The sequence below is a fragment of the Kitasatospora sp. NPDC085879 genome, assembly GCF_040686255.1.
Taxonomy (GTDB): Bacteria; Actinomycetota; Actinomycetes; order Streptomycetales; family Streptomycetaceae; genus Kitasatospora.
In genome coordinates this window covers 81,582-107,568 of the sequence record NZ_JBFBJZ010000007.1, presented here as the reverse complement: position 1 = coordinate 107,568, position 25,987 = coordinate 81,582, and the positions used below count along the sequence as shown (strand labels likewise).

The 25,987-nt window shown below is 75.2% G+C and carries 21 protein-coding genes; 12 read left to right on the top strand and 9 right to left on the bottom strand.

The genetic code is table 11. From position 1 onward, the window contains the following. Positions 1-98: 98 nt before the first annotated feature. Positions 99-1,565, bottom strand: coding sequence for an NCS2 family permease (locus tag AB0P35_RS08015; RefSeq protein ID WP_363507925.1), 1,467 nt, complete (start codon positions 1,563-1,565; stop codon positions 99-101). Positions 1,566-1,817: 252 nt separating this feature from the next. Here AB0P35_RS08015 and AB0P35_RS08010 point away from each other — a divergent pair, with 252 nt between their 5' ends. Together AB0P35_RS08010 and AB0P35_RS08005 are read left to right on the top strand one after the other, a co-directional pair. Continuing rightward, a complete protein-coding gene (locus tag AB0P35_RS08010) occupies positions 1,818-2,126 on the top strand; it encodes a DUF2530 domain-containing protein (RefSeq protein WP_363507922.1) in 309 nt (102 codons plus the stop codon). 52 nt (positions 2,127-2,178) lie between these two features. Continuing rightward, entirely contained in the window at positions 2,179-4,608 is a 2,430-nt protein-coding gene (locus tag AB0P35_RS08005; protein ID WP_363507919.1) for an HAD-IC family P-type ATPase, read from the top strand. A 46-nt stretch (positions 4,609-4,654) separates the two neighbouring features. Here AB0P35_RS08005 and AB0P35_RS08000 read toward each other — a convergent pair whose 3' ends face one another. Then, on the bottom strand, positions 4,655-7,945 hold the full coding sequence (locus AB0P35_RS08000; RefSeq protein WP_363507916.1) for a molecular chaperone Hsp90: 3,291 nt from the start codon (positions 7,943-7,945) through the stop codon (positions 4,655-4,657). A 95-nt stretch (positions 7,946-8,040) separates the two neighbouring features. After that, the gene (locus AB0P35_RS07995) at positions 8,041-8,922 is read right to left on the bottom strand and encodes a DUF3027 domain-containing protein (RefSeq protein ID WP_095873564.1); all 882 of its coding nucleotides are present in this window, start codon (positions 8,920-8,922) and stop codon (positions 8,041-8,043) included. Positions 8,923-9,404: 482 nt separating this feature from the next. Between AB0P35_RS07995 and AB0P35_RS07990 the strand changes: the two genes are divergently transcribed. From AB0P35_RS07990 to AB0P35_RS07975, 4 genes are read left to right on the top strand one after another with little or no spacing between them, the layout of a single operon-like run. Beyond that, a complete protein-coding gene (locus tag AB0P35_RS07990; protein ID WP_363508140.1) occupies positions 9,405-10,703 on the top strand; it encodes an MFS transporter in 1,299 nt (432 codons plus the stop codon). A 60-nt stretch (positions 10,704-10,763) separates the two neighbouring features. Continuing rightward, positions 10,764-11,282, top strand: coding sequence for a DUF2771 family protein (locus AB0P35_RS07985; protein WP_095873565.1), 519 nt, complete (start codon positions 10,764-10,766; stop codon positions 11,280-11,282). Between the two features lie 11 nt (positions 11,283-11,293). Then, positions 11,294-12,037, top strand: a complete 744-nt coding sequence (locus tag AB0P35_RS07980) for a futalosine hydrolase (RefSeq protein WP_363507912.1) — start codon at positions 11,294-11,296, stop codon at positions 12,035-12,037. Next, a complete protein-coding gene (locus AB0P35_RS07975; protein WP_363507909.1) occupies positions 12,030-12,872 on the top strand; it encodes a 1,4-dihydroxy-6-naphthoate synthase in 843 nt (280 codons plus the stop codon). Before AB0P35_RS07980 ends, AB0P35_RS07975 begins: the two co-directional genes overlap by 8 nt. A 29-nt stretch (positions 12,873-12,901) precedes the next feature. Here AB0P35_RS07975 and AB0P35_RS07970 read toward each other — a convergent pair whose 3' ends face one another. After that, entirely contained in the window at positions 12,902-13,285 is a 384-nt protein-coding gene (locus AB0P35_RS07970) for a cold-shock protein (RefSeq protein ID WP_095873568.1), read from the bottom strand. A gap of 370 nt (positions 13,286-13,655) precedes the next feature. On the opposite strand from AB0P35_RS07970, the gene AB0P35_RS07965 reads away from it, so the two are divergent. Continuing rightward, entirely contained in the window at positions 13,656-14,258 is a 603-nt protein-coding gene (locus AB0P35_RS07965; protein ID WP_095873569.1) for an HAD hydrolase-like protein, read from the top strand. A 26-nt stretch (positions 14,259-14,284) separates the two neighbouring features. On the opposite strand, the gene AB0P35_RS07960 is transcribed toward AB0P35_RS07965, so the two are convergent. Next, positions 14,285-14,515: a hypothetical protein gene (locus tag AB0P35_RS07960; protein WP_363507906.1), complete on the bottom strand. Its 231-nt coding sequence runs from the start codon at positions 14,513-14,515 to the stop codon at positions 14,285-14,287. Between the two features lie 157 nt (positions 14,516-14,672). Between AB0P35_RS07960 and AB0P35_RS07955 the strand changes: the two genes are divergently transcribed. Both AB0P35_RS07955 and AB0P35_RS07950 read left to right on the top strand, forming a co-directional pair. After that, complete coding sequence (locus tag AB0P35_RS07955; RefSeq protein ID WP_095873570.1) at positions 14,673-15,806, top strand: alpha/beta hydrolase-fold protein; 1,134 nt, start codon at positions 14,673-14,675, stop codon at positions 15,804-15,806. A 65-nt stretch (positions 15,807-15,871) separates the two neighbouring features. Further along, positions 15,872-16,903 carry an iron-siderophore ABC transporter substrate-binding protein gene (locus AB0P35_RS07950; RefSeq protein ID WP_363507903.1) on the top strand — a complete coding sequence of 344 codons (1,032 nt, stop codon included), beginning with the start codon at positions 15,872-15,874 and terminating at the stop codon, positions 16,901-16,903. Between the two features lie 33 nt (positions 16,904-16,936). Here the strand turns inward: AB0P35_RS07950 and AB0P35_RS07945 are convergent, their stop codons facing one another. After that, a complete protein-coding gene (locus AB0P35_RS07945; RefSeq protein WP_363507900.1) occupies positions 16,937-17,818 on the bottom strand; it encodes a hypothetical protein in 882 nt (293 codons plus the stop codon). 233 nt (positions 17,819-18,051) lie between these two features. On the opposite strand from AB0P35_RS07945, the gene AB0P35_RS07940 reads away from it, so the two are divergent. Beyond that, the gene (locus AB0P35_RS07940; protein ID WP_363507898.1) at positions 18,052-20,583 is read left to right on the top strand and encodes a helicase C-terminal domain-containing protein; all 2,532 of its coding nucleotides are present in this window, start codon (positions 18,052-18,054) and stop codon (positions 20,581-20,583) included. A gap of 19 nt (positions 20,584-20,602) precedes the next feature. On the opposite strand, the gene AB0P35_RS07935 is transcribed toward AB0P35_RS07940, so the two are convergent. Continuing rightward, positions 20,603-20,875 carry a hypothetical protein gene (locus AB0P35_RS07935; RefSeq protein ID WP_095873574.1) on the bottom strand — a complete coding sequence of 91 codons (273 nt, stop codon included), beginning with the start codon at positions 20,873-20,875 and terminating at the stop codon, positions 20,603-20,605. Between the two features lie 98 nt (positions 20,876-20,973). Here AB0P35_RS07935 and AB0P35_RS07930 point away from each other — a divergent pair, with 98 nt between their 5' ends. Continuing rightward, positions 20,974-22,608: a DNA repair helicase XPB gene (locus tag AB0P35_RS07930; protein ID WP_095873575.1), complete on the top strand. Its 1,635-nt coding sequence runs from the start codon at positions 20,974-20,976 to the stop codon at positions 22,606-22,608. Between the two features lie 49 nt (positions 22,609-22,657). Here AB0P35_RS07930 and AB0P35_RS07925 read toward each other — a convergent pair whose 3' ends face one another. Continuing rightward, complete coding sequence (locus AB0P35_RS07925) at positions 22,658-22,825, bottom strand: hypothetical protein (RefSeq protein WP_363507894.1); 168 nt, start codon at positions 22,823-22,825, stop codon at positions 22,658-22,660. Positions 22,826-23,168: 343 nt separating this feature from the next. Here AB0P35_RS07925 and AB0P35_RS07920 point away from each other — a divergent pair, with 343 nt between their 5' ends. Then, entirely contained in the window at positions 23,169-25,229 is a 2,061-nt protein-coding gene (locus AB0P35_RS07920; RefSeq protein WP_363507891.1) for an ATP-binding domain-containing protein, read from the top strand. A gap of 52 nt (positions 25,230-25,281) precedes the next feature. On the opposite strand, the gene AB0P35_RS07915 is transcribed toward AB0P35_RS07920, so the two are convergent. Beyond that, a complete protein-coding gene (locus AB0P35_RS07915; RefSeq protein WP_363507888.1) occupies positions 25,282-25,968 on the bottom strand; it encodes a copper homeostasis protein CutC in 687 nt (228 codons plus the stop codon). Between the last annotated feature and the right edge of the window lie 19 nt (positions 25,969-25,987).

Sequence of the window (25,987 nt, the reverse complement as noted above, 5' to 3'; positions counted from 1 at the left end):
CCCTCGCGCGCCGGTCCGCTCCCCCTCCTGGAGCACACCCGGGAACGCCGACGAGCCCTCCCCCGGCATCCGGGGAAGGGCCCTCAGGGCGGCGGCGGTCAGAGCAGGCCGAGCGCCGGCATCAGGTAGTAGAAGGCGAACACCGCGGACACCGCGTACATCGCCGCGGGCACCTCGCGGCCCCGGCCGGCGGCCAGGCGCAGCACGCAGAAGGCGATGAAGCCCATGCCGAGGCCGTTGGTGATCGAGTAGGTGAACGGCATCAGGACGATGGTCAGGAACGCCGGGATCGCGATGGTGTGGTCGGCCCAGTCGATGTCCTTGATCGAGTTGGCCAGGATCAGGAAGCCGACCGCGACCAGCGCCGGGGTGGCGGCCTGCGCCGGGACCATGGTGGCCACCGGGGTGAGGAAGAGCGCCAGCAGGAACAGCGTGCCGGTGACGATCGAGGCGAAGCCCGTCCGGGCGCCCTCGCCGACGCCCGCGGTGGACTCCACGTAGCAGGTGTTGGCGGAGCAGGAGGTGGCGCCGCCGGCGGCGGTGGCGATGCCGTCCACCAGGAGGATCTTGTTGATGCCCGGCAGGTCGCCCTTCTCGTCGAGCAGGTGCGCCTCGTCGGCGACGCCGAGGATGGTGCCCATCGCGTCGAAGAAGCAGGACATCAGCACGGTGAAGACGAAGAGCGCACCGGTCAGCGCGCCGGCGTGGTGGAACCCGCCGAACAGGCTGACCTTGCCGATCAGGCCGAAGTCCGGCGCGGCCACCGGGCTGCCGGGCCAGGTCGGGACGGTCAGGCCCCAGCCCTGGCCGAGGCCGACGACCTGCTCGATCACCAGGGCGACGGCGGTGGCGGCGACGATGCCGATCAGGATCGCGCCGGGCACCTTGCGGACCAGCAGGACGAGGGTGAGCAGCAGGCCGAGCACGAAGACCAGCACGGGCCAGCCGAGCAGGTGGCCGCTGCCGCCGAGCTGCAGCGGGACGGTGGTGTGCGCGGCGTCCGGGATCCGGCTGACGAAGCCGGCGTCGACCAGGCCGATCAGGGCGATGAACAGGCCGATGCCGATCGCGATGGCCTTGCGCAGGCCGAGCGGCACGGCGTTCATCACGCGCTCGCGCAGGCCGGTGGCGACCAGCAGCAGGATCGCGAAGCCGGCCAGCACGACCATGCCCATCGCCTCGGCCCAGGTCATCCGCGGGGCGAGCTGGAGGGCGACGATGCTGTTGACGCCGAGGCCTGCCGCGAGGGCGATCGGCACGTTGCCGATGACGCCCATCAGCAGCGTGGTGAGGCCGGCGGTGAGCGCGGTGGCGGTGACGAGCTGACCGCTGTCGAGGTGCGCGCCGGTCATGTCCGTGGCGTTGGCCAGGATGATCGGGTTCAGCACCAGGATGTAGGCCATGGTGAAGAAGGTGGCGACGCCGCCGCGGATCTCCCGGGGCAGCGTGGAGCCGCGCTCGGTGATCCTGAAGAAGCGGTCGAGCGCACCCGCGGGGGGCCGGGGTGCGGCGGAGGGCGCGGAGGTCGCGTCGAGCACGGACGTCGACTGGGCCTGCGGAGACATGCGGGGTCCTCGTCGGGTGGGGGCACGGGAGGAGGGACCTGGGGCGACGCTGACCTGGTCCGCCGGCGGCCTCGCCACGGTCGGGGATGACGCGCGTAGCAGCAACCGGAAGCCCCAGTATGTGTTTTCGCTCGTTCGCACGCCATCTTCGCGCGTAGAAAAAGGCCCTTACCGACAGCTCCCTACGAAACCGGTCGCACCGGGCCCGGTGCACCTGCCCCGGCGGTCGTCCGCCCCCGTACCCTAGGGGCCATGCCCAAGACCGCGCTGCGCCCCTCGCCCCCGCCCCTGGAGGCCAACGACGTCGCCATCGTCGGCGGTGGCACGGTGCTGTGGTTCGTCGCCTTCGTCGCCCTGCTGCCCTTCAAGGGCAGCCTGGAGGCCCACGGTCACGGCACCTGGCCGTGGATCTGCCTCTCCGGCGGCCTGCTCGGGCTGATCGGCCTCTGGTACTGCCGCTCCCGCCGGGACGCCATCCGCCGCGCCCGGGCCGCCGAGGCGGGCACCGAGGCAGGAACGGCCGCCGAGAGCCCCGAGGGCCCCGCCACTCGTCTGGACTGACCGCTCCTCGGCGGAGCGGCACCCGCCCAGGGCCCCACCTAGAGTCGGTCCCATGACGCATCCCGCGGAGGGCACGGCCGAGTCAGGACACCCGGGACCGCCCGGGCGTCGGGGCGGACTGACGGCGGCCGAGGTCGCCGAGCGGGTCGCCCGCGGCCAGGTCAACGACGTTCCGGTGCGCTCCAGCCGCTCCGTCCGCGAGATCGTCCGGGCCAACGTCTTCACCCGCTTCAACGCGATCATCGGCGTGATGTTCGCCATCATCCTGGTGGTCGGCCCGATCCAGGACGGCCTGTTCGGCCTGGTCATCGTGGCCAACACCGCGATCGGCATCGTCCAGGAGCTGCGTGCCAAGCGCACCCTCGACAGCCTCGCGCTGATCGGCGAGGCCAGGCCCCAGGTCCGCCGGGACGGCGCCGCCTCCTCCGTGCCCATCGCCGCCGTCGTGCTCGACGACACCGTGCTGCTCGGCACCGGCGACAAGGTCGTCGTGGACGGCTCCGTCACCGAGGCGGACGGTCTGGAGATCGACGAGTCGCTGCTCACCGGCGAGCCCGACTCGGTGCTGAAACGCCCCGGCGACCAGGTGATGTCCGGCAGCTTCGTAGTCGCCGGCTCCGGGGCGTTCACCGCCACCAAGGTCGGCCGGCAGGCCTACGCCGTCCGGCTCGCCGAGGAGGCCGCCAAGTTCACCCTCGTCCGCTCCGAGCTGCGCAGCGGCATCGACGAGATCCTCAAGTTCATCACCTGGCTGCTGGTGCCCACCGCGCTCGGCCTGATCATCAGCCAGCTCGCGGTGGAGCGCAACGACTGGCAGGAGGCCGTCCGCCGGATGGTGGCCGGCATCGTGCCGATGGTGCCCGAGGGCCTGGTGCTGCTGACCTCGGTCGCCTTCGCGATCGGTGTGATCCGCCTCGGCCGCCGCAAGTGCCTGGTGCAGGAGCTGCCCGCGATCGAGGGCCTCGCCCGGGTCGACACCGTCTGCCTGGACAAGACCGGCACCCTCACCGAGGGCGGCATGGACCTGCTGGAGCTGCGGCCGCTCGCCGACGGCCGGGCCGAGCACGGCGGGCCCGAGGCCCTCCAGGAGGCCCTCGGCGCGCTCGGCGGTGCGGACGCCCGGCCGAACCCCTCCATGCAGGCCGTGATCGACGCCTTCGGCCCGCCGCCGGACGGCCGCTGGCGGGTGGTCGAGTCGGTGCCCTTCTCCTCCGCCCGCAAGTGGAGCGCGGCCCGGCTCGCCGAGCCGCGGGGCGGCGAGGGCAGTTGGCTGCTCGGCGCTCCCGACGTGCTGCTGCCCGCCGGGCATCCCGCGCTGGCCGAGGCCGACGCGCTCGGCGCCCGCGGACTGCGGGTGCTGCTGCTCGGCCGCTCGCCGCTGCCGCTCGACGACCCCGACCCGGCCGCCGGGCTGGACCCGCTCGCCCTGGTGGTGCTCCAGCAGCGGCTGCGCTCGGACGCCGCCGACACCCTGCGCTACTTCGAGCGCCAGCAGGTCCGGGCCAAGGTGATCTCCGGCGACGCCGCGGTCGCGGTCGGCGCGGTCGCCTCCCACCTCGGCCTGCCCGGCGCCGGGGAGCCGGTGGACGCCCGCACCCTCCCCCACGACGACCCGGCCGCCTTCGCCGACGCCGCCGACGCCACCTCGGTGTTCGGCCGGGTCACCCCGCAGCAGAAGCGCGACCTGGTCGGCGCCCTCCAGTCCCGCGGGCACACCGTGGCGATGACCGGCGACGGCGTCAACGACGTGCTGGCCCTCAAGGACGCCGACATCGGCGTCGCCATGGGCACCGGCAGCGACGCGACCCGCGCGGTCGCCCAGATCGTGCTGCTCGACGACTCCTTCGCCACCCTGCCCTCGGTGGTCGCCGAGGGGCGCCGGGTGATCGGCAACATCGAACGGGTCGCCAACCTCTTCCTGGTGAAGACCGTCTACTCGGTGCTGCTCGCCCTGCTGGTGGTCTTCACTCACGTGCCGTACCCGTTCCTGCCGAGGCACTCCACCGTGCTCTCGACCCTGACGATCGGCGTGCCGGCCTTCTTCCTCGCGCTCGCGCCCAACAACGAGCGGGCCAGGACGGGCTTCGTCCGGCGGGTGCTGCGCTTCGCCGTGCCCGGCGGGGTGATCGCCGGCACGGCCACCTTCACCGCGTACATGCTGGCGCGGGCGAACAACGGCACCGACCTGAAGGCGGACACCAGCGTGGCGACGCTGACGCTCTTCCTGGTCGCGATGTGGGTGCTGGCGATCGTCGCCCGGCCGTACTCCTGGTGGCGGATCCTGCTGATCGCGGCGATGGGCGGGGCGTTCGCCCTGGTGCTGATGGTGCCCTGGCTGTCCGACTTCTTCCAGCTCGAACTGGCCGGGGTGCGCGACCCGTGGATCGGGGTGCTGATCGCCGGGATCGCGGGCGTGCTGCTGGAGATCAGCTGGCGGATGATCGTGCTCCGCTCCGAGCCCGCCGAGACCGACGCCGACTAGGCCCCGGGACCGGGGCCGCGGTGCGGCGGGCCCGGTCCCGGGCCGGTCAGGACTCGTAGTCGCGGGCGGCCAGCAGCTCGTAGGCGCGATCCGGCTCGGCCAGCGCGGCGAGGATCTCGAAGCGCCGGTGCCACTGGCCGACCGACCAGGCGAGGCCGGCCGCCAGGCCCTCCGGGGTGGCCGCGTGCAGCAGGCCCGGCACCGGCGGCACCTCGAACTCGTCGTCCTCGTCGCCCGCCTCGGCCTCCTCCGGGGCGTACGGCACCTCCGGGGTGCCAGCGGCGGTGTCCCAGCGCCAGTCGACGTGGGCCTCCTCGCCGTCCGGGCCGACCACCAGCAGTTCCTCGTGCTCCTCGTACGCGGCCGGGCAGCCCGGCAGCAGGTCGCGGACCACGGCCGGCACCCGGTGCAGCACGCCGTCGGAGAGCACCCGGCCGCCCGCCACCTCGCTGGCCAGCGACACGTGCAGCCGCTCGGCGAGCGCCACGGCCAGCTCGGGGGCGACCGGCAGCACCGGGTGGTCGTGCAGCAGCTCGACCAGGTCCGGGGCGTCGGCGACGACGGCCCGCGAGGCGTCCACGACCACCGTGGTGTCGGGGCGGCGGCCGGTCTCCTGGTCCAGCGGGGCGAGCGCCCGAACGACGTCCAGCGGCTCGACCCGTTCGGCCGGCAGCGCGGCCAGCTGGGTGTGGATGCCGTGCAGCTGGCGGTGGGTCACCTCGGAGGCGTCGTCCACCAGGCGGTCCAGCAGCTCCTCCGGGCCGTGCGGCTCGGCCAGCAGCGCGGCCAGCGTGGTCCGCACCCCGAGGGCGTGCAGGAACTGGTCGTCGAGGTCGGTGCGGGCCTCGTCGTACAGGCCGCGCAGCAGCGGGTCGGCGCCGGCCGCGCGCAGGCCGGCCGGCTCGCGGCCGTCCAGCACCGGATGGTCGCGCAGCCACCAGGCGGTGTACGGCGGCAGGTCGACGTAGCGGCCGTCCGGCAGCAGGGTGCGCACCGGGTTCACCACCGCGTCCCGGTACGGCGGGCGGGCGAGCACCGCCAGCGCCTGCGGCCAGGCCGCGTCGTCGACGAGGTCGAGGTCGCGGACGGCGAGCAGTTCGGCGGCGACCGGCGGCACGCCGATCTCCCCGCTGTCGTCGGCGTGCAGCGCCTCCAGGGTGTCCTCGCACCACTCGGCGAGGCCGTCCGGGGCCTCGTCGACCAGCCCCGTGGGGGCGCCGCCCGCGGCCCGGTCGGCGGGGACGGTCGGGTCGAGCCGCTCCAGGTCGTCCGGGTCCAGCACCACGTCCTCGGCGCGGACAAGCACGAAGCCGGCCAGCGCGCCGGCCGCGGCCAGCACCTGCGGCCCCCAGCGCTCCAGGAGGTCCTCGTCGACGTACGCGGCGTCGCCGTCCCGGGCCAGCTCGGCCAGCGGCGAGTCCGGGATGATCAGCTCGCCGGCCCGGGTCAGCTCGCCCTCGTCGTCCGGCAGCGCCAGCCGGGCCAGCCACGGGTGGTCACCCGGGCCCGCCTCGGCGGCCTTCACCAGGGCGAGCACCGCGTCCGCGAGGTCGACCGCGGCGTCGAAGTCGTCCTCGCCGACCTCCAGCGAGCGGGCGACCGCAGCCCGCACCTCCGGGGTGTCCAGCACCCCGGCCGGGGTCGCCGTCACAGCGCCGAGCTTGGCCAGCAGCGGGTGGGCGGCCTCAGGGTGGGCGAGCCGCAGGTCGAGCAGGCCGAGTGCCTCCGTCAGCGAGTCCGGGTAGCCCTCGTAGCCGGTCCAGTCCTCGGGGTCGGAGGGCAGCAGCACCCGGCGCGGGCCGGTGACCGTCCGGCCGTCGGCCAGCGGCACCGGCAGCGCGCCCAGTGCCTCCGGGTCGGCGCCGCCCAGCGCCGCGTACAGGTTGCGCCACCAGGCGGGCTCGCGCTCCAGGCCGCCGAGCTGGTCGACCACCTCGGCCAGCGGCACCCGCCGGACGTCCAGCGCGCGCAGCTCCGGGCGGCGCTCCAGGCCGGCCGGCAGCAGCCCCGGGAAGATCGGCGCCAGCGCGGCCACCACCGAGCTGTCGGCGCCCTCCAGCAGCGTCGCGTCGCGCGGCCGCAGGGCCGGGGTGCCCTCCTCGACCGGGCCGGGGTGCGGCAGGAACGCCGTGCCGGGCAGCCTGCCCAGGATCGCGGCGCGCAGCGCGTTGTCCAGCGCGCCGTGGCCGAGCCGGCCCGGCACCAGGGAGAGCGAGCCGAGGTCGGCGCCGCGGGCCTTCAGCAGCTCGGCGTAGGCGTCGGCGGCGCGCTCGGTGAGGAAGTCGGTGAGCGGGCCGGGGGCGACGTGCCGGCGGGTGGAGTCCAGCGGGTAGCCCGCGATCAGCAGCGCGGGCACGCCCAGCGGCTCGTCGCTCGGCGTCGGCGCGTGCACCACCGCGGTGGTCCGCAGCGGCTGCGGCACCCCGGTGTCGGAGACCGGCACGGCCCAGGTCACCGACCAGTACGGGCGGGCGCGCTCCTCGGTGGTCCGGTCGCTCAGCAGGCCGGCCGAGACGGTGCCCTCGGCGCCGACGGTCTGCCAGACGGTGGCGCGGTCGCCGTCGGTGATGGTGACGGTGGTGATGCCGTCCGGGCGCGGGGCGTCCGCGGAACGGGTCAGGGTCCGGACGCCCTCCGGCGTCTCCACCACGACCTCGGCCAGCCCGGGCAGGGTCAGCAGCAGCGCGTCGTCGATCTCGGCCAGCAGACGGCGGGTCAGGTCCTCGGCGGCGGCGTCCCGCAGCGGCAGCACCACCACCGTGTCGTAGCCGTCCGGGGCCGACCCCTCCGCGGGGAAGGGCAGGCGCAGCAGCGGCACGTGGCCCTCGCGGCGGCGGAGCTCCTCGCCCAGCTGCGGGCGGGCGGCGGCCAGCGCGAACGCCTCCGACAGCGACCAGCGGACGGCGCCGTGCGAGGAGACCACGGCGGGCTCGTCGGTGACCGTGAGCACGGCCGAGAAGCCGACGCCGAACCGGCCGACGGCCCGGGCGTCCTCGGGGCGCTTGGCGGAGGCGCGGAGGGTGGAGAGGGACTCCACCGCGGTGGCGTCCAGCGGGGCGCCGGTGTTGGCTGCGGCCAGCACGCCGTCCCGGAGGATCAGCCGCAGCCGGCCGGGGGCGGTGCCGTTGCGGGCGGCGGCGTCGGCGGCGTTCTGGGCGAGCTCGACGATCAGCCGGTCGCGGTAGCCGCCGAGGGCGAGCTCCTCCTCGGCGTTGGCGTCCTCCCGGAACCGTGCCGGGGCGGCCGTCCACGCGTCCAGGACACGGTGGCGCAGGCCCGCCGTGTCGAAGACGTCCGCCGTCTGCCCGTCCGTACCGCCGATGATCCGAGGCTCCACTGGCCCTGCCGCCTTCCGCCGTTCGCACCCTGCGTACGGTCCGCATTCTCCCCTGCCGGGGGGACGGCTCCGACCGCCCCCGTGGGGGTGCCCCCTCAGGAGTGGCCGAGCTCCTCGGTGGGGGCGTCGGGTTCGACGGAGCCGCCGGCGCGGTCGGGGTGGAGGGTGAGGGGCTCGACCACGGTCTCGTCGAGGATCAGTTCGGAGGGGGTGGGCGGGGCGGGCAGCACGGCCGCCTCGGAGTGGCCGCCGCAGCCGTAGCCGAAGGCCACGACCTGGCCGTCGGCGGGGCCGAACTCGTTGCCGCAGACGCCGAACGCCTGCCCCAGCGAGCCGCCGATCGGGATCAGGAAGCCGCAGGTGTCGCAGTTCGCCGGGGCGGCCTGCGCCATCGGCGTCTGCGGGCCGAAGGAGGTCTCCCAGCGCTCGGCGGCGAGGTGGAGGCCGAGCCGGGAGAGCACCCGCGGCCGGGCGAGGCCGAGTTCCTCGGCGACGGCGCCGATCCGGGCGCGGGCCGGCGCGGGCTGGATGTGCGGGTCGGTGAGGACGACGTCCTCCTCCGTGGCCTCGCTCATGGCGGAGTTGGGGGCGGGCTCGTCCTCGCCGCTCCAGCCGGGCTCCAGCCGCACGTCGTCGGCGCCGGTGGGCAGCAGGTCGCCGGGGCCCATGTCGCCGGGGCGCAGACGCTCGCTCCACGGCACCCACTGCGGGGCCAGCACGGCGTCGTCCCCGGGCAGCAGGACGGCCTCGTCGAGGGTGACGTTCTTCGCGCGCGGGGCGCGCGCCACGGTGACCGCCCAGTGCCAGCCGCGGTAGGCGGCGTCGAGGCACTCGAAGGTGTGGGTGACCACGCGGTCGGCGTCGGCGCGGGCGCCGAGGTGGGATCCGACGATCTCCGGTCCGACCATCTCGACGGCGGCCTGGCGGGCGAGTTCGACGGCCTCGGCGCAGAGACGGTCGGGGGTACGGCTTCGCATCGCAGCGCTCACGGCGTCGATTCTCTCCCAGTCCTGTTGTCCGGCGGCGGTCCCGCGCACGGCCGGGGCCGTCCGGGGGCGGTGCCCCGCCCGCCGAGGGCTGTACAAGGGGCACTTCTTATTCTGCGCGACCGGGTCCGTGCCCGGCACCAACCGCGCCGCCCCGCCCGGTCCGTCCCAGACCCCGTGCGCGCGTAGTGCAGGCTACCCGTCGGTCGGGGCCCCGGCACAGTCCGGGGCGGCGCGCGGCGCCGGTGGAACGCATGCGCGGTCAACAGTCGTACGGCGACCCATTCTCGGGCAGGATGGCGTATGTGGCGGACGAGACCCCCTCGCAGCACGGCGTGGACGCTCCGCAGCCGGAGGGTTCCTCGGGGGTGAGCGCTGTGCCGCCGCAGGAGTCGGCGGGCGGTGTCGGGTCGGTGCCGCCGAAGGCGGGGAAGTCCCGGAGCGCGCTGGTACGGGGGGCTTCTGCGGCGGGCGTGCGGACCGGCCGGGTGGTGCACGGCACGGGCCGGCGGATCCGCCGGGCGACGTCCGCGAAGGGGGCCGGAGAGTCGGGGCTCGCGAAGCTGATCGAGCTGCACGCGCTGAACTCCTTCGGCGACATGCTCATCACGATCGCACTGGCCTCCACCATCTTCTTCTCGGTGCCGACCGGGGAGGCCCGCGGCCGGGTGGCGCTCTACCTGCTGATCACCATGGCGCCGTTCGCCCTGCTGGCCCCGGTGATCGGCCCGCTGCTGGACCGGCTGCCGCACGGCCGCCGGTCGGCGATGGCGATGTCGATGCTGGCCCGCGCGGTGCTGGCGTGGACGATGGCCGGTTCGATCAGCGGCGGGGGGATCGCGCTCTATCCGGAGGCGCTGGGCGTGCTGGTGGCGTCCAAGGCGTACGGGGTGGTGCGCAGCGTGGTGGTGCCGCGGCTGCTGCCGCCGCAGTTGTCGCTGGTGAAGGCGAACTCGCGGGTGACGCTGGCCGGTCTGCTGGCGACGATGGTGGCGGCCGGGGTGGGCGGGCTGCTGCACCTGGCCGGGCCGGGGTGGCCGCTGCGCGGGGCGTTCCTGGTGTTCGTGATCGGCACGCTGATGGCGTTTCACCTGCCGCACAAGGTGGACTCGGCGAAGGGCGAGCAGCGTGCGGTGCTTCACGCGGAGGGGCACGGCGCGCGCTCGTCGAAGGCGATCCTGCGGACGGTGGGCCCGTCGGTGATCCTGGCGCTGCGCGGGGTGTCCTCGCTGCGGTGGCTGGTGGGCTTCCTGGTGATGTTCCTGGCGTTCCTGATCCGCAAGGAGCCGGTGAGCGGCGTGCCGGAGACGGCGGCGCTGGGGATCGTGGCCGCGGCGGCGGGGGTGGGCAACGCGCTGGGGTCGGTGTTCGGCTCGTTGCTGAAGACCCGCGGGTCGGAGGCGACGGTGGCGGCGATGCTGCTGCTGGCGGCGATGGCGACGGCCGCGGCAGCGATCTGGTACAGCCTGTTGACGATGGCGGTGGTGGCGGCGGCCTCGGGCATCGCGGCCTCGCTGGGCAAGCTGGCGCTGGACGCGGTGATCCAGCGGGACGTGCCGGAGGCGGTGCGGACGTCTGCCTTCGCGCGGTCCGAGACGGTCCTTCAGCTGTGCTGGGTGGCGGGCGGCGTGGTCGGCATCTCGCTGCCGCTGAACCCGACGCTCGGCCTGGCGCTGGCGGCGGCGGTGATGACGGTGGCGCTGCTGTGGACGCTGCGGTCGCTGTTCAAGGTGGGCCTGCGCGGGTCGGCCGCTCGGCCACGGGTGGCATAGCCGCGGCGACTCGGCGACCCCCGCATCGCGTGATCGCGAAAGCCCGGTAGCCTCTTGCCCATGAGCCTCAGCACCCGTGCAATCGCCGCCATCGGCGCCGTGGTCGTGATCGGCGCCGGCACGGTCGGCGGTTCCATCGCGTACGCCAGTAACAAGGGCAAGCCCGCCGAGCACGTCGCGACCCTGACGGTCGGCCGTTCGTCGATCACGTCCGCGCCGTTCTGCTACAACGACGGCAAGGCGCTGGCGCAGGACGTCCTCGCCAAGTGCCAGGTGGACGCGAAGAAGGCCCGCGAGGCCGGCAAGCTGCCGACGACCGACGTGCAGGCCAGCGACCGGGTCGGCGTGGGCGTTCCGCCGTCGGTCGCGGACACCGGCTGGTTCGCCTTCACGGACGGCGGCGCGCAGGGCCAGACCCCGCTCGCGCAGGACACCCGCGGCACCACCTGGTCCGGCTCGGTGGCGGCCTCGCAGCTGCTGAACTCCTCTGGCGACACCACGGTGACGGTCGTCGAGGCCGACCAGAAGAGCCAGGAGATCCTGGCCGTCTGGTTCTTCGACATGAAGACCCAGGACTGACCCGACCGGCGATGAGCCTTCGGTACGACGACGAGCAGTCCGGCCCCGGCGCCGGGCTGCTCGTCGTCGTCGCCGTGCAGGCCGAGGCGGACGCGGTGCTGCGCGGACTCGGCGGCGACGGCGGCGCCCTGGCGCTGCCGGGCGGCGGTCTGCGGCACGGCCGGCGGCCCGCGGGCGTGCCGGTGGACGTGCTGGCGGGCGGGGTCGGCCCGGCCGCGGTGGCCGCGGCGACGGCGGCGGCCCTGGCGTCCCGACGGTACCGGCTGACGGTGTCGGCCGGCATCGCGGGCGGCTTCGCCCCGCACGCGCCGGTCGGCGCGACGGTGGTGGCCTCGGAGATCGTCGCGGCCGACCTCGGCGCCGAGACCCCGGACGGCTTCCGGGACGTCTCCGCACTGGGCTTCGGCAGTGTCCGGCACCGGCCCGCGCCGGGTGCGGTCGACCTGGCCGCGAAGGCCCTGGACGCGGTGGCCGGCCCGGTGCTGACCGTCTCCACGGTGACCGGCAGCGCCGAGCGCGCCGCCGAGCTGGCGTCCCGTCATCCGGGTGCGGCCGCGGAGGCGATGGAGGGCTTCGGCGTGGCCGAGGCGGCCGCCCGGTTCGGCGTGCCCGCCCTCGAGATCAGGACCGTGTCCAACCCCGTCGGCCCGCGCGACCGCGCGGCCTGGCGGATCGGCGAGGCGCTCGCGGCCCTGGAGCGGGCCTTCGCGGCGCTGCCGTACCCCGAACTGCTCCAGGAGACCGCCGATGGCTGAGCCGATGCGGGTCGCGTACTCGCCGTGCCCGAACGACACCTTCGTCTTCCACGCCTGGGCGCACGGCCTGGTGCCCGGCACGGACGCGCCCGAGGTGCTGTTCGCCGACATCGACCTCACCAACGGCATGGCCGAGCGGGGCGAGCTCGACCTGCTGAAGATCAGCTACGGGCAGCTGCCCTGGGTGCTGGACGAGTACGCGCTGCTGCCCTGCGGCGGGGCGCTCGGCCGCGGCTGCGGCCCGCTGGTGCTGACCAGGGAGCCGGGCACCGACCTGGCCGGCGGCACGGTGGCGGTGCCGAGCGAGCGCTCGACGGCCTACCTGCTCTTCCGGCTGTGGGCGGCGAAGGCGGTGCCGGGCGGCTTCGGGAGGATCGTCGTGATGCCGTTCCACGAGATCATGCCCGCCGTGCGGGACGGCCTGGTCGACGCCGGCCTGGTGATCCACGAGGCCCGTTTCACGTACCACCGGTACGGGCTGCACAGCCTCGCCGACATGGGTGAGGCCTGGGAGCGGGAGACCGGGCTGCCGATCCCGCTCGGCGCGATCGTCGCCCGCCGCTCGCTGGGGGCGGACCGGCTGAAGGAGCTCGCCGACACCCTGCGGGCCTCCGTCCGGGCCGCCTGGGCCGCCCCGGAGGCCTCCCGGGAGTACGTGCTGGCGCACGCGCAGGAGATGGACCCGGCCGTCGCCGACCAGCACATCGGCCTGTACGTCAACGCGTTCACCGAGGACCTCGGTGCGGAGGGGTACGCGGCGGTCGAGACGCTGCTCACCCGGGCCGCCGCGGAAGGGCTGGTGCCCTCGGTCGACCCGGGTGCGCTGCGTTTCTGAGGTCCTGACGCCCTCGTCGGGCGGTGCGGTCAGACGTCGAACTGGTCCGCGACCGCCCGGAGCAGCACGGCGAGCTTCTGGCCGGCCGGCTTGGCGGGGTAGCGGCCGCGCTGCAGGCCCGGCAGGACGTCGTCCAGCGTGGTGATCAGGTCCTGCACGATCGGTGCCATGTCGTCGGGGCTGCGGCGCTGCGCGGCGGCGACCGACGGCAGGGCGTCGAGCAGCGTCACGCCCATCGCCTGGTCGCCGCGGTGGCCCGCGACGATCCCGAACTCGACGCGCTGGCCCGGCCGCAGCGTGGTGACCCCGGCGGGCAGCGCCTTGGTGTGGACGAAGACGTCGCCCCCGTCGTCGCGCGACAGGAAGCCGAATCCCTTCGTCTCGTTGAACCACTTGACCTGGCCGGTGGGCATCTCGAACTGTCCTCGATGTGGGTGTGGGCGGGCCGGCTGTGACCGGACCCGTCGGGTGGACCGCGAGCCGACACCCTACGCGGGTGATCGGCGACTCTCAGCGGATTAATGATCCCTCAGCCGCTCACTCCCGAGCGGCACGTCCGGACGGGGGCCTGGCACGGCACGGACGCGGCGCGGCGCAATCCACAGGCAGACACCCCCTCGGCGAAGCGGGGTACTCGATCACCCCGTGCGAGGGCTGCATACCCGGCCGGGCCCGCGGTCGAAACTTTGGGTCCCCGGGGAACTGCGGGCAGTGACGGACGGCACGTCGCGGCCGGTCCCCCGGCCCGCCGACCGGGGCCGGACACGGCCTAGGCTGGCGGTCATGGCTCTCACCGTCGGCTTCGACCTCGACATGACGCTGCTGGACACCCGCCCCGGGATCAAGGCCACCTACGACGCGCTCGCCGCCGAGACCGGCACCTGGATCGACAGCGACCTCGCGGTCAGCCGGCTCGGGCCCCCGCTGCTGCAGGAGCTCGCGCACTGGTTCCCGGCCGAGCGGCTGGACGTGATCGCGGACCGTTACCGGGTGATGTACCGGGAGTACGCGCTGCCGGCGACCCTGCTGCTGCCCGGCGCCCGGGAGGCGGTCGCCGCCGTGCGCGCCCGGGGCGGGCGGGTCGCGGTGATCACCGGCAAGTACGAGCCGAACGCCCGGCTGCACCTGGAGCACTTCGACCTGGAGGCGGACGTCCTGGTCGGGGACCTGTGGGCGGAGACCAAGGGCGACGCGCTGCGCGAGCACGGCGCCGGCGTCTACGTCGGGGACCATCTCGGCGACATCCGCGGCGCCCGGGCGGCGGGTGCCGTCGCGGTCGCGGTGGCCACCGGGCCGTACAGCGCCGGCGAACTGCGCGAGGCGGGCGCGGACGTCGTCCTGGACGACCTCACGGCCTTCCCCGGCTGGCTCGCCGACGCCCTGTAGCGGCCCCGTCGATCCCTGGGCCGCCGTCAGCCCCGGGCGCGGCGGCGCTCGGCGCGGGCGGTGGCCAGGACTCCGGCCAGGGACACCAGGAAGCCGAGCGGCATCAGCATGCAGATCCAGTACGCCGCGCTGGGCAGCCTGGTCAGGTCGAAGAACAGCGGGACGAAGGTGACCAGGGTCGCGACCGCGCCGACGGCGAAGACGATCGCCCCGGCACGGACCAGGGCGTCACCACGGTCGGCGGACTGCTTGCTCACAACGGGCTCCTCACGGCACGGACCCCGTCATTCTCCCAGCAAATCGGCCCCCGCCGTTCGGCGGGGGCCGATTCAGCCTGCGCGCCGAGTCCTCCCAGAAATCTCCCAGCGATCCTTGAAACTGAGAGCGGAACCGGGGTAACGGGGGAGCAGAGAGATGGGACTCACCAGCCACAAAGTGCTGGCGCTGTCCGCCCTGGTGGCGGTGGCGGCGATCGCGGGCACGGTCTGGCTGTGGCCCCGGCTGGCCGAGCGGACCTGGACGGCGGTGCTGGCCCGGCTCGGCACGATCGTCGGCACGCAGCTCGCGGTGATGTGCACGATCGGTCTGCTCGCCAACAACTACTTCGCGTTCTACAGCAGCTGGGACGACCTGCTGGGCACCGGCGACCAGGGGCCGGTGACGATCCAGAACCGGCTGGAGGGCCGGGAGCACGGTGTGCAGCGGCTCTCGGGGGAGAACGTCCGCGGCACCAACACCGTCGGCCGGGACGCGGCCCAGGTCGGCCGGCTGGAGCGGATCCGGATCCCCGGGGCGACCACCGGGCTGTCCACGGACGGCTACGTGTACCTGCCGCCGCAGTACTTCCAGCCGGAGTACCAGGACAAGCGCTTCCCCGCCGCGATCGCCATCACCGGCTTCCCCGGCGACGCCAAGAACCTGATCACCAAGCTGAACTACCCCGCCACCGAACTGCAGCTGATCCGGGACGGCAAGATGAAGCCGACCGTCCTGGTGCTGATGCGGCCCTCGCCGGCGATGCCGCGGGACACCGAGTGCGAGGACGTGCCGGGCGGTCCGAAGGCGGCGACCTACTTCAGCACCGACGTGCCGGCCGCGATCCGGGCCGCGTACCGGGTGGCCCAGGGTCCCGGCAGCTGGGGTGCGATCGGCAACTCCACCGGCGGGTACTGCGCGCTCAAGCTGGCGCTGCGCAGCCCGGACGTGTTCTCCGCGGCGGTCTCGCTCTCCGGCTACTACAGGGCGGCCGAGGACGCCACGACCGGCGACCTGTTCGGCGGCGACGGGCGGCGCCGCGAGGACGCCGACCTGACCTGGCGGCTCACCCACCTGCCCCGCCCTGCGGTGTCGCTGCTGGTCGGCGGCAGCCGCGAGGGCGACGGCGACTACTTCGGCAACACCGAGAAGTTCGTCGCGGCGGCCAAGGGCGGGCAGACGAAGGTCTCCTCGATCACGCTGGCGACCGGCGGCCACAACTTCAACACCTGGTCGCGGATGCTGCCGGCCTCGCTGGGCTGGCTGGGCGAACACCTCGCCGACCCGCGCTGACGTGTGCCGCCGCGGGGTGACGGCTCCTCAGAAGGATCGGGCATTTCGTCCATAATCGGACGGAGATGCCCGACTTCCGGGAGGTCCCGATGCCCAACCGGCCGACCCGCCGGGCGGTCCTGACCGCGATCGCCGCAGGCGCCGGCGCCGCCCTGGCCGGATGCACCGGTCCGCAGATCCGCGGCGGCGCGCCGGCCGCGACCGACGCCGAGGGCACGGCGAGCGGCAGCCCCAGCCCGCGGCCCTCCCCCAGCACCACGGTGACCGCCGCGAACGGCCCGGTCACCGTGCCCGGCGGCCCCGTCCGGGTGGTGGTGCTCGGCACCCCGGAGCTGGACTCCGCGATGACCCTCGGCATCACCCCGGTCGGTGCCACCCGCTCCGCCCTCGACCCCGGCCTCCCGGACTACTGGCCGGCCTCACGGCTCGCCGAGATCGCCTACGTCGGCGACACCGGCACCCCCGACCCGGAGCGGATCCGGGCCGTGCAGCCGCAGGTCGTCCTCGGCAGCCAGTCCCGCGACAGCGCCCACCTGGACGAGCTGCGGCAGATCGCGCCGACCGTGTTCAGCCGCACCCCGGGCCAGCCCTGGAAGGACAACTTCCAGCTGCACGCGCAGACCCTCGGCCGCCAGGAGCAGGCCGCCGCCGTCACCGCCGAGTACCGGCGGCACACCGAGCGGGCCACCCGGGCGATCCGGGACGCCGGCTCGGGCGGCCGCCGGATCAGCCTGCTGCGCTTCGTCGAGGGCCCGCTGCCCGGCATCCGCACCTACGGGCGGCAGAGCTGGCCGGGGAGCGTCCTCACCGATGTCGGCCTCGGGCGACCGGACGTGCAGAACACCGACCAGGACGAGATCGACCTGCCCCTCGACCAGCTGGCCCGCGCCGACGCCGACTTCCTCTTCTACGCCACCTACGGCGACCCGGAGCGGGCCGGGACCACGGCGGTGCTGCGCAGCCCGGCCTGGCTCGCGCTGGGCGCCGTCCGGGCGCACCGCGCCTTCCCGGTGGAGGACGGGCTGTGGTTCCAGGGCACCGGCTACACCGGCGCCAATCTGGTCCTCGGCGAGCTGCAGCGCTTCCTCGGCGGCTGAGCCTGCGGCCCCGCACGGCCCTGCGGGTGCCGGTCAGTCGGCCTTGCGGCGGCGCAGGGTCACCGTGAGGACGGCGAGCGCGGTGAGGACCGCGGCGGCCCGCAGCACACCGGGGGCGGCCGTCCAGACCGCGTGGTTCATCGCCGCGCCCTCGGCCAGCGGCTGCCCCCAGCGCCCCTTGGTGCGGCCCCAGTACCAGGCGGCGGAGCCGAACAGGGTGGCCAGCGGGATGCCGAGCACCAGGGTCTTGCGGGTGAGGTCGGAGAGCTGCCGGGAGAGGTAGGCCGCGCCCCAGCCGAGCAGCATCGCCAGCAGCTGGCCGGTGACGGCGCCGGCCAGCAGCGCGGCCGCGGCGACGAGCAGCAGCGGGGAGGGGCGGCGGCCGGCGAGCGGGCCGGCGGGCTTGGCCGGGGCGGCCTTGGGGTCGGCCCCGGCGGCTCCGCCGCCCTCCGCGGTATCGCCCTTGGCCTTGGCCTTGCGGCCGAGGCCCTTGCGGCCCTTGCGTCCATTCGGCGGTTCGGGCCGGGCGGGTGCCTCGGGGGCCGGGGCGTCCGCGGCCGGGGCCTCGGCGCGCTGCGCGGGGAGGTCGGCGACCGGCTGACCGAGCAGGTCGAGGCCGTCGTGGTACTCCACCACCTCCCAGCCGGGGAGGTTGAGGGTGCCGCCGGGCCCGGCGGGCAGCGGGCCGTCCGCCGGGGCCGGGCTCTTCGGCGGGGTGCGCGGGGGCTCCGCGGCGGGCGCCGCCGGGCTCTGCGGGGCGTACACGCTCTGCTCGTCGGCCGGGGTGTCGTCGGCGGCCGGGCGCGGCGGGCCGATCACCCGCCAGGGCTGCTCGGATCGCCACCACTCGCCGCCGGCCGCCCGGCCGCCCTGTCCGGCGCCGTCCGCCGCTCCGCCCGCCCCGTCGTCCGCCATCGCCCGCACCCCTGCTCGCTCACCGGCCCGCCCACCGCTGACGGTACCGACTGGCGTGCCGCGCACGCGAGAGGCGCCGCCGTCGCCGGGCGCGGAACGACGGCGGGGCGCGTGCGGGGCGGCGGCGGAGCGGGTGCGGGGCGGCGGTGGAGCGGGTGCGGTGGAAGGGATGCGGCGACCGGTCGCCGTCCGGCACTGGGCCCCGGCAACCCGGGCCGACTAACCTGGGTCGGATGACCACCCAGCAGAGCGGACCGTCCCGCGCCCGGGCCGCCGCACCCCGCACGCTCGCCGAGGAGCTCCGCGCCCGCAGCGACGAGGCCCTCACCGGGCTGCTGCGCGCGCGACCCGACCTGCTGAACCCGGTGCCGGGGGACCTGACCCAGCTGTCCGCGCGCCTCTCCAGCCGGGCCTCGGCGCTGCGCGCCCTGGAGCGGCTCGACCGGTTCACCCTGCAGGTCGCCGAGGCGCTGGCCGCCGCGCCGGACGGCAGCAGCGACACCGTCGTCCGCAATCTGCTGGCCGGCCCGGCCCGGGTGAAACCGCACCCGCGGGCCGAGCCGGTGGACCGGGCCGCGGTCACCGCCGCGCTGCCCGGGGCGCTGGAGACACTGCGGGTCAGGGCCCTGCTGTGGGGCCCGGAGTCGGGGCTGCGGCTGGTGCTGGCCGTCCGGGAGGCACTGGCGCCGAGCGCGGCCAACCCGGGCCGGACGGGCCTCGGCCCCACTGTGGCGGAGGCCACCGCCGGGATGTCCCCGGCCCGGCTGCAGGAGCTGCTGGCCGGGGCCGGGCTGCCCGCCACCCCCGACCCGGTGACCGCGGTGGCCGCCCTGGCCGACCTGTTCACCGACCGCAAGCGGTGCGCGGCCCTCCTGGAGCAGGCGCCGCCGCCGGCGCTCGCGCTGCTGGACCGGCTGGTCTGGGGCCCGCCGACCGGCACCCTGCCGGACGCCGCCCGCCCGGTCACCGCCGAGCAGGCGCACACCCCGCTGGAGTGGCTGCTCGCCCGCGGCCTGCTGCTGCCGTCCGGGCCGGGCTCGGTGGTGCTGCCGCGCGAGCTCGCCCTGCACCTGCGCGGCGGGCGCAGCCACCGCGCCGTGGAGCCGGCGCGGCCGGCCCTGGGGGCCGTCGCCGAGCGGGACCGTGCCACGGCGGACGCCACCGCGGCGGGCCAGGCCTACACCGCGGTGCGCACCGTCGAGGAGCTGCTGGAGGGCTGGGGGCTGCAGCCGCCGCCCACCCTGCGGGCGGGTGGCGTGGGCGTCCGCGACCTGAAGCGGGCGGCGCTGGCGCTGGACTGCTCCGAGCCGATCGCCGCGTTCTGGCTGGAACTCGCCTACGGCGCCGGCCTGCTCGCCCCGGACGGCGACGCGGACGAGCACTGGGCGCCGACCCCGGCGTACGACGGCTGGTTGCAGGACACCGTCGCCGAGCGGTGGACCGTGCTGGCCGCGAGCTGGCTCGCCGCGACCCGGGTGGCCGCGCTGACCGGCAGCCCGGACGCCAAGGGCAGGCCGCGGGCCGCGCTCGGCCCGGAGCTGGACCGCACGCTCGCGCCGTCCGTCCGCCGGGCGGTGCTGGGGCTGCTGGCCGAGCTGCCGCCGGGCGGCACGGCCGGGGCCGAGGAACTGCTGCCGGTGCTGCGCTGGCAGCGGCCGCTGCGCGGCGGGGCGACCGGGCCGGACGGCCGCGACCTGCGCGAGCACCTCACCGACTGGACGCTGCAGGAGGCGGAGCTGCTCGGGGTCACCGGCCGCGGCGCGCTCTCCTCGGCCGCCCGGGAGCTGCTGGCGGGCGGCGACCCGGTGCCCGCGCTCGACCCGCTGCTGCCGCAGCCGCTGGACCACGTCATCCTGCAGCCGGACCTCACGGCGATCGCGCCGGGCCCGCTGCTCACCCCGCTCTCCCAGGCGCTGGCGCTCAGCGCGGACATCGAGTCCAAGGGCGGGGCGACGGTGTACCGGTTCACCGCGGAGTCCGTCCGGCGGGCACTGGACGCCGGACGGACCGCCTCCGACCTGCACGCCTTCCTGGCGCAGCACTCGCGGACGCCGGTGCCGCAGCCGCTCACCTACCTGATCGACGACGTGGCGCGGCGGCACGGTGTGCTGCGGGTCGGGGCGGCCTCCTCGTACCTGCGCTGCGACGATCCCTCGCTGCTGAACGAGGTGCTGGCGGACCGCCGGGGCGCGGAGCTGCGGCTGCGGCTGCTGGCGCCGACGGTGCTGGCCGCGCAGGCGCCGCCGGACACGCTGCTCTCGGTGCTGCGGGCGATGGGCTACGCGCCGGCCGCGGAGTCCGCCGAGGGCGATGTGCTGATCACCCGGCCGGACAGCCGGCGCACGCCGCCGCGCAGCGCGCCCAAACCGGTGCCGGACGGGCCGCCGCGCCCGGACGGCGCGCTGCTCGGCGCGGCGGTGAAGGCGATCCGGGCCGGCGACCGGGCGGCAACCGCCGTCCGCCGGGAGACGGTGGCCGGGCCGGCCGCGCACCTGCCGCAGTCCGGCCCGGCCCGCACCGACCTGCGGCAGCTGCCGCGCACCGCGGCCGCCGACACGCTGGCCGCGCTGCAGACCGCGGTGCTGCTCGGCGAGCGGATGTGGATCGGCTACATCAACGCCGAGGGCATCGCCTCGCAGCGGGTGGTCGACCCGGTGAAGGTCGAGGGCGGCTTCGTCACCGCGTACGACCACCACGCGGACGAGGTGCGCACCTTCGCCCTGCACCGGATCACCGGGGTGGCCGAGGTCGACGAGCCGGCCTGAGGGGCGCCGGGGGGCGGGGTCAGTGGCCCTGCGCGGCCTTGGCGTCCTGCTCGGCCTTCTGCTGCTTGGCCTGCTCGACGAAGGACTGCGGGTCCGGGATCTTGGGCTGCACCCCGGTCAGCAGGCCGGTCGCGGTGAAGGCGGTGGCGCCGAGAAGGCCGCCCGGGTGGCTGATGTCGGCGACCTGGTCGAGGCCGGGCTCGGCGGCCTGGGCGGGGCTCGCGCCGAGGACGGTGGCGAAGGCCGCGCCGGAGAGGGCGAGGCCGGCGAGGAGGCGGTTCGGCTTGTTCATGCCCTGCCCAACGAGGCCGACCCCGCCCGGTCACCCGGAACCGCCCGGGTGCGGGACACTGGAAAGTCTGCGACACGACACACGGAGGGGTTGCCCGCGTGAACGACGGACCGCTGATCGTCCAGAGCGACAAGACGCTGCTGCTGGAGATCGACCACCCGAGAGCGGCGGACTGCCGGCGGGTGATCGCCCCGTTCGCCGAGCTGGAGCGCGCCCCCGAGCACGTGCACACCTACCGGGTGACACCGCTCGGCCTGTGGAACGCCCGGGCGGCCGGCCACGACGCCGAGCAGGTGGTGGACGCCCTGGTGAGCCACTCGCGCTACCCGGTGCCGCACGCCCTGCTGGTGGACATCGCCGACACCATGGCCCGCTACGGCCGGCTGCAGCTGCAGAAGCACCCGGTGCACGGGCTGGTCCTGTCCACCACCGACCGGCCGGTGCTGGAGGAGGTGCTCCGCTCCAAGAAGATCGCCCCGCTGGTCGGCGCCCGGATCGACCCGGACACCGTGGTGGTGCACCCTTCGGAGCGCGGCCAGATCAAGCAGGCGCTGCTGAAGCTCGGCTGGCCCGCCGAGGACCACGCCGGCTACGTGGACGGCGAGGCCCACCCGATCGACCTGCACGAGGACGGCTGGCAGCTGCGCCCGTACCAGAAGCAGGCGGTCGAGGGCTTCTGGCACGGCGGCAGCGGTGTGGTGGTGCTGCCCTGCGGCGCGGGCAAGACGCTGGTCGGCGCGGCGGCGATGGCGGAGGCCAAGTCGACCACGCTGATCCTGGTGACCAACACGGTCTCGGCCCGGCAGTGGAAGCACGAGCTGGTGAAGCGCACCTCGCTGACCGAGGACGAGATCGGCGAGTACAGCGGCACCCGCAAGGAGATCCGCCCGGTCACCATCGCCACCTACCAGGTGATGACGACCCGCCGGAAGGGCGTCTACCCGCACCTGGAGCTGTTCGACGCCCGCAACTGGGGCCTGGTGGTGTACGACGAGGTGCACCTGCTGCCGGCCCCGGTCTTCAAGTTCACCGCGGACCTGCAGGCCCGTCGCCGGCTCGGCCTGACGGCGACCCTGGTGCGCGAGGACGGCCGCGAGGGCGACGTGTTCTCGCTGATCGGCCCCAAGCGGTTCGACGCGCCGTGGAAGGAGATCGAGGCGCAGGGCTACATCGCGCCCGCGGACTGCGTGGAGGTGCGGGTGACGCTCTCCGACTCGGAGCGGCTGGCGTACGCGACCGCCGAGCCGGAGGAGCGGTACCGGTTCTGCTCCACCACGGCGACCAAGCGGCGGGTGGTGGAGTCACTGGTCCGCAAGCACGAGAAGGACCAGACGCTGATCATCGGCCAGTACATCGACCAGCTGGACGAGCTGGGCGAGGTGCTCGAAGCCCCGGTGATCAAGGGCGAGACGACCAACGCCCAGCGCGAGAAGCTGTTCGACGCGTTCCGGAACAAGGAGATCTCCGTGCTGGTGGTCTCCAAGGTGGCGAACTTCTCGATCGACCTGCCGGAGGCCACCGTGGCCATCCAGGTGTCGGGGACGTTCGGCTCCCGCCAGGAGGAGGCGCAGCGGCTCGGCCGGGTGCTGCGGCCCAAGGCGGACGGGCACATGGCCCACTTCTACTCGGTGGTCGCGCGGGACACCGTGGACCAGGACTTCGCGGCGCACCGGCAGCGCTTCCTGGCCGAGCAGGGCTACGCGTACCGGATCGTCGACGCGGACGACATCTGAGCGGACAGCATCCGGGCGGTCGCCCCCGAGCGAGGAGCGGCGGGCCGGGTCAGTAGGAGACGCCGTCGCGGCCGAGGAAGACGACGCGGGCGGCGGTGTCGAGCACGATGCCGACGTTGCGGACGGCCTTCGCCACCGGGCTGCGGTGGCGGGGGCCGGCCGGGGCGGTGCGGTCGGCGGACGGATGGTCGGCGGTGTGGCGGGTTCTCTCTCTCATGCCTCCACCGTAGGTTTTCGGCCATCCGAGCGCATCGGCCCGAAGTCCGTTTCCGCGGGCCGCGGGTGTCGTCCTCAAGGCGTAGGGCGACCCCGAGGTTCGGGGGTGACGACCCCGAGACCGCCACCGGACCGGAAGTGTGCGAAATGATTGGTGCGGCCGCGGGGAGCGGTCTATGATCGCCGGTCTGCCCCCTCCCGAACCGTGGTGCCCCGTCGTGCGGCAGCCGGGGGAGGTCCGGCCGGTCGGCAACCGGCCGGTGTCCTTCTGCCGTGGCCCAAACGATGAGTCCGCTGCCCCCGTACGGCCCGCCGTACGGGCGGGGCAGCCGGGAAGGTTCGCCGTGCACTCCCCCACCACCGACGCCGCCGATACGGATCCGCTGCAGCGCGAGCGGGACCACCTGACCTCCTCGCGCGCCGCGCTGCGCGCCATGCGCGAGGACGTCGAGTCGCTGGACCTCCGCGACGTGACCGGCACCTGGGTGTCGGCCGCCGTCCTGCACAACCAGATCCAGCAGCGGATCGCCGCACTGGCCGACCTGGCGCACACCCCGCTGTTCTTCGGCCGCCTGGACTACCTGCACGCGATCAGCGAGGAGCTCGCCGAGGGCGGCACCGGCGAGCAGTTCTACATCGGCCGCCGGCACGTCCACGACGCCGACGGCGACCCGATGGTGATCGACTGGCGGGCGCCGGTCTCGCAGCCGTTCTACCGGGCCAGCCGCAAGGACCCGATGGACGTCGAACGGCGCCGCCGGTTCGGCTACACGGCGGGCGAGCTGACGGCGTACGAGGACGAGCACCTGACCGACCCGGCCGAGGACGACACCCGCTCGGCGCTCCTCGCGGCGGAGATCGAGAAGCCGCGCGTCGGTCCGATGCGCGACATCGTCGCCACCATCCAGCCCGAGCAGGACGAGATCGTCCGGGCCGACATCACGGGCACGGTCTGCGTCCAGGGCGCCCCGGGCACCGGGAAGACCGCCGTCGGCCTGCACCGCGTCGCCTACCTGCTGTACGCGCACCGGGAGCGGCTGGCCCGCACCGGCACGCTGGTGATCGGCCCGAACAGCTCCTTCCTGCAGTACATCGAGCAGGTGCTGCCCGCGCTCGGCGAGCTGGACGTCGCCCAGGCGACCGTGCAGCAGCTGGTGGGACACGTCGAGGTGCGCGGCGAGGACTCCGCCGAGGCGGCACTGGTGAAGGGCGACGCCCGGATGGCGGAGGTGCTGCGCCGGGCGGTGCGCTCGGGTGTCACGCTGCCCGCCGAACCGTGCGTGGTCGTCCGCGGCGCCCGGCGCTGGCGGGTGCCGGTGCACGAACTCACCGAGATCATCGAGGAGTTGCAGGGCAGGGAGATCCGCTACGGGGCCGCGAGGGAGGCGCTTCCGCAGCGGATCGCGCACGCCGTCCTGGTGAAGATGGAGCAGTCCGGTGAGGCGCCGGACGACCGGGTGCAGGACGCGGTGGCCCGCAACGCGGCGGTCAAGGCGGCGGTCAAGGAGTGCTGGCCTCCGGTCGACCCGGTGAAGCTGGTGCACCGGCTGCTGTCGGACGCGGAGTTCCTCGCGCAGTGCGCGGACGGCGTGCTGACCGAGGAGGAGCAGCGGGCCGTCCGCTGGGAGAAGCCGGCCCGCTCGCCGAGGACGGCCCGCTGGTCGGCGGCGGACGCGGTCCTGGTGGACGAGGCCGCCGACCTGGTGCAGCGCACCGCCTCGCTCGGCCACGTGGTGCTCGACGAGGCCCAGGACCTGTCGCCGATGCAGTACCGCGCGGTGGGCCGCCGCTGCTCGACCGGCTCGGCGACCGTCCTCGGCGACCTCGCCCAGGGCACCACCCCGTGGGCGACCGCCGGCTGGACGGAGGCGCTGCACCACCTGGGCAAGCCGGGAGCGCACATCGAGGAGCTCACCCAGGGCTTCCGGGTGCCGGAGGAGGTCATCGCGTACGCCTCGCGGCTGCTGCCCGCCATCGCGCCCGGGCTGGCGCCCGCCACCTCCGTCCGCGACGCGCCCGGCTCGCTGACGGTCCGCCGGGTCGACGGCAACCAGGTCGCCGAGGTGGTGGCGGCCTGCCGGGCGGCGCTCGGCCACGAGGGCTCGACCGGCCTGATCGCCGCGGACTCCCGCATCCCGCTGTTCGCCGAGGCGCTGGCCGCGGCCGGCCTGTCCTTCGTCGAGCCCGGTACCGAGACCACCGCCGAGTCCCGGCTGACCCTGGTGCCCGCCTCACTGGCCAAGGGCCTCGAGTACGACTACGTGGTGCTGGACGAGCCCGCCGACGTGGTGGCCGGCGAACCCGACGAGCGGACCGGGCTGCGCCGGCTGTACGTCGCCCTCACCCGGGCGGTCTCCGGGCTGTACGTCCTGCACTCGGCGCCGCTGCCGGACCAGCTCGGCTGAGCGGCGCCCGGCCGCCCCGGCCCGGGTGGATCACCGCTGCGGAGCCGGGGTGTCAGGCGTCGGCCAGGGCGCGCCAGGAGGCGACCTTGGCGGGGTCGACCGGGGTGGACCAGCCGTCCACGCGGGCGGCGCCGCCGATGTGGAAGGCGTCGAAGCCGGCGGCCTTGAGGCCGGGCACGTGCTCGGCGCGCAGGCCGCCGCCGACCAGGATGCGCTGTGCGTAGCCGGGCTCGCCCGCCTTGCCGATCTCGCCCTCCAGCACGCCCTGTCCGGCGTCGACGCCGGCCGGGGCGCCGGAGGTGAGGAAGGTGTCCAGGCCGGGCAGCCCGGCCACCGCGGCCCGGACGGCGGCCCGGTCGGCGCTGTGGTCGAGCGCGCGGTGGAAGGTCCACGGGCAGCCCGCCACGGCCTCCGCGACCGCGGCGGTGGCCGCCAGGTCGACGGCGCCGTCCGCGCCCAGGAAGCCGAAGACGAACTCCTCGGCGCCCTCGGCCCGCAGCACGGCCGTGCGGGCGAGCAGGTCGTCCAGGTCGCCGGGGGTGAAGCCGTCGCGGATGCGCAGCATCACCCGCAGCGGCAGGGAGACCGCCGCCCGGATCTCGGCGAAGCCGGCCGCGGACGGGGTGAGCCCGTCCGCGGCCATGTCGGTGACCAGCTCCAAGCGGTCGGCACCGCCGGACTCGGCGGCCCGGGCATCCTGGGCGGTCAGCGCGATGACTTCGACAATTGGTCTAGACATATGCGTACCCTGCCACACG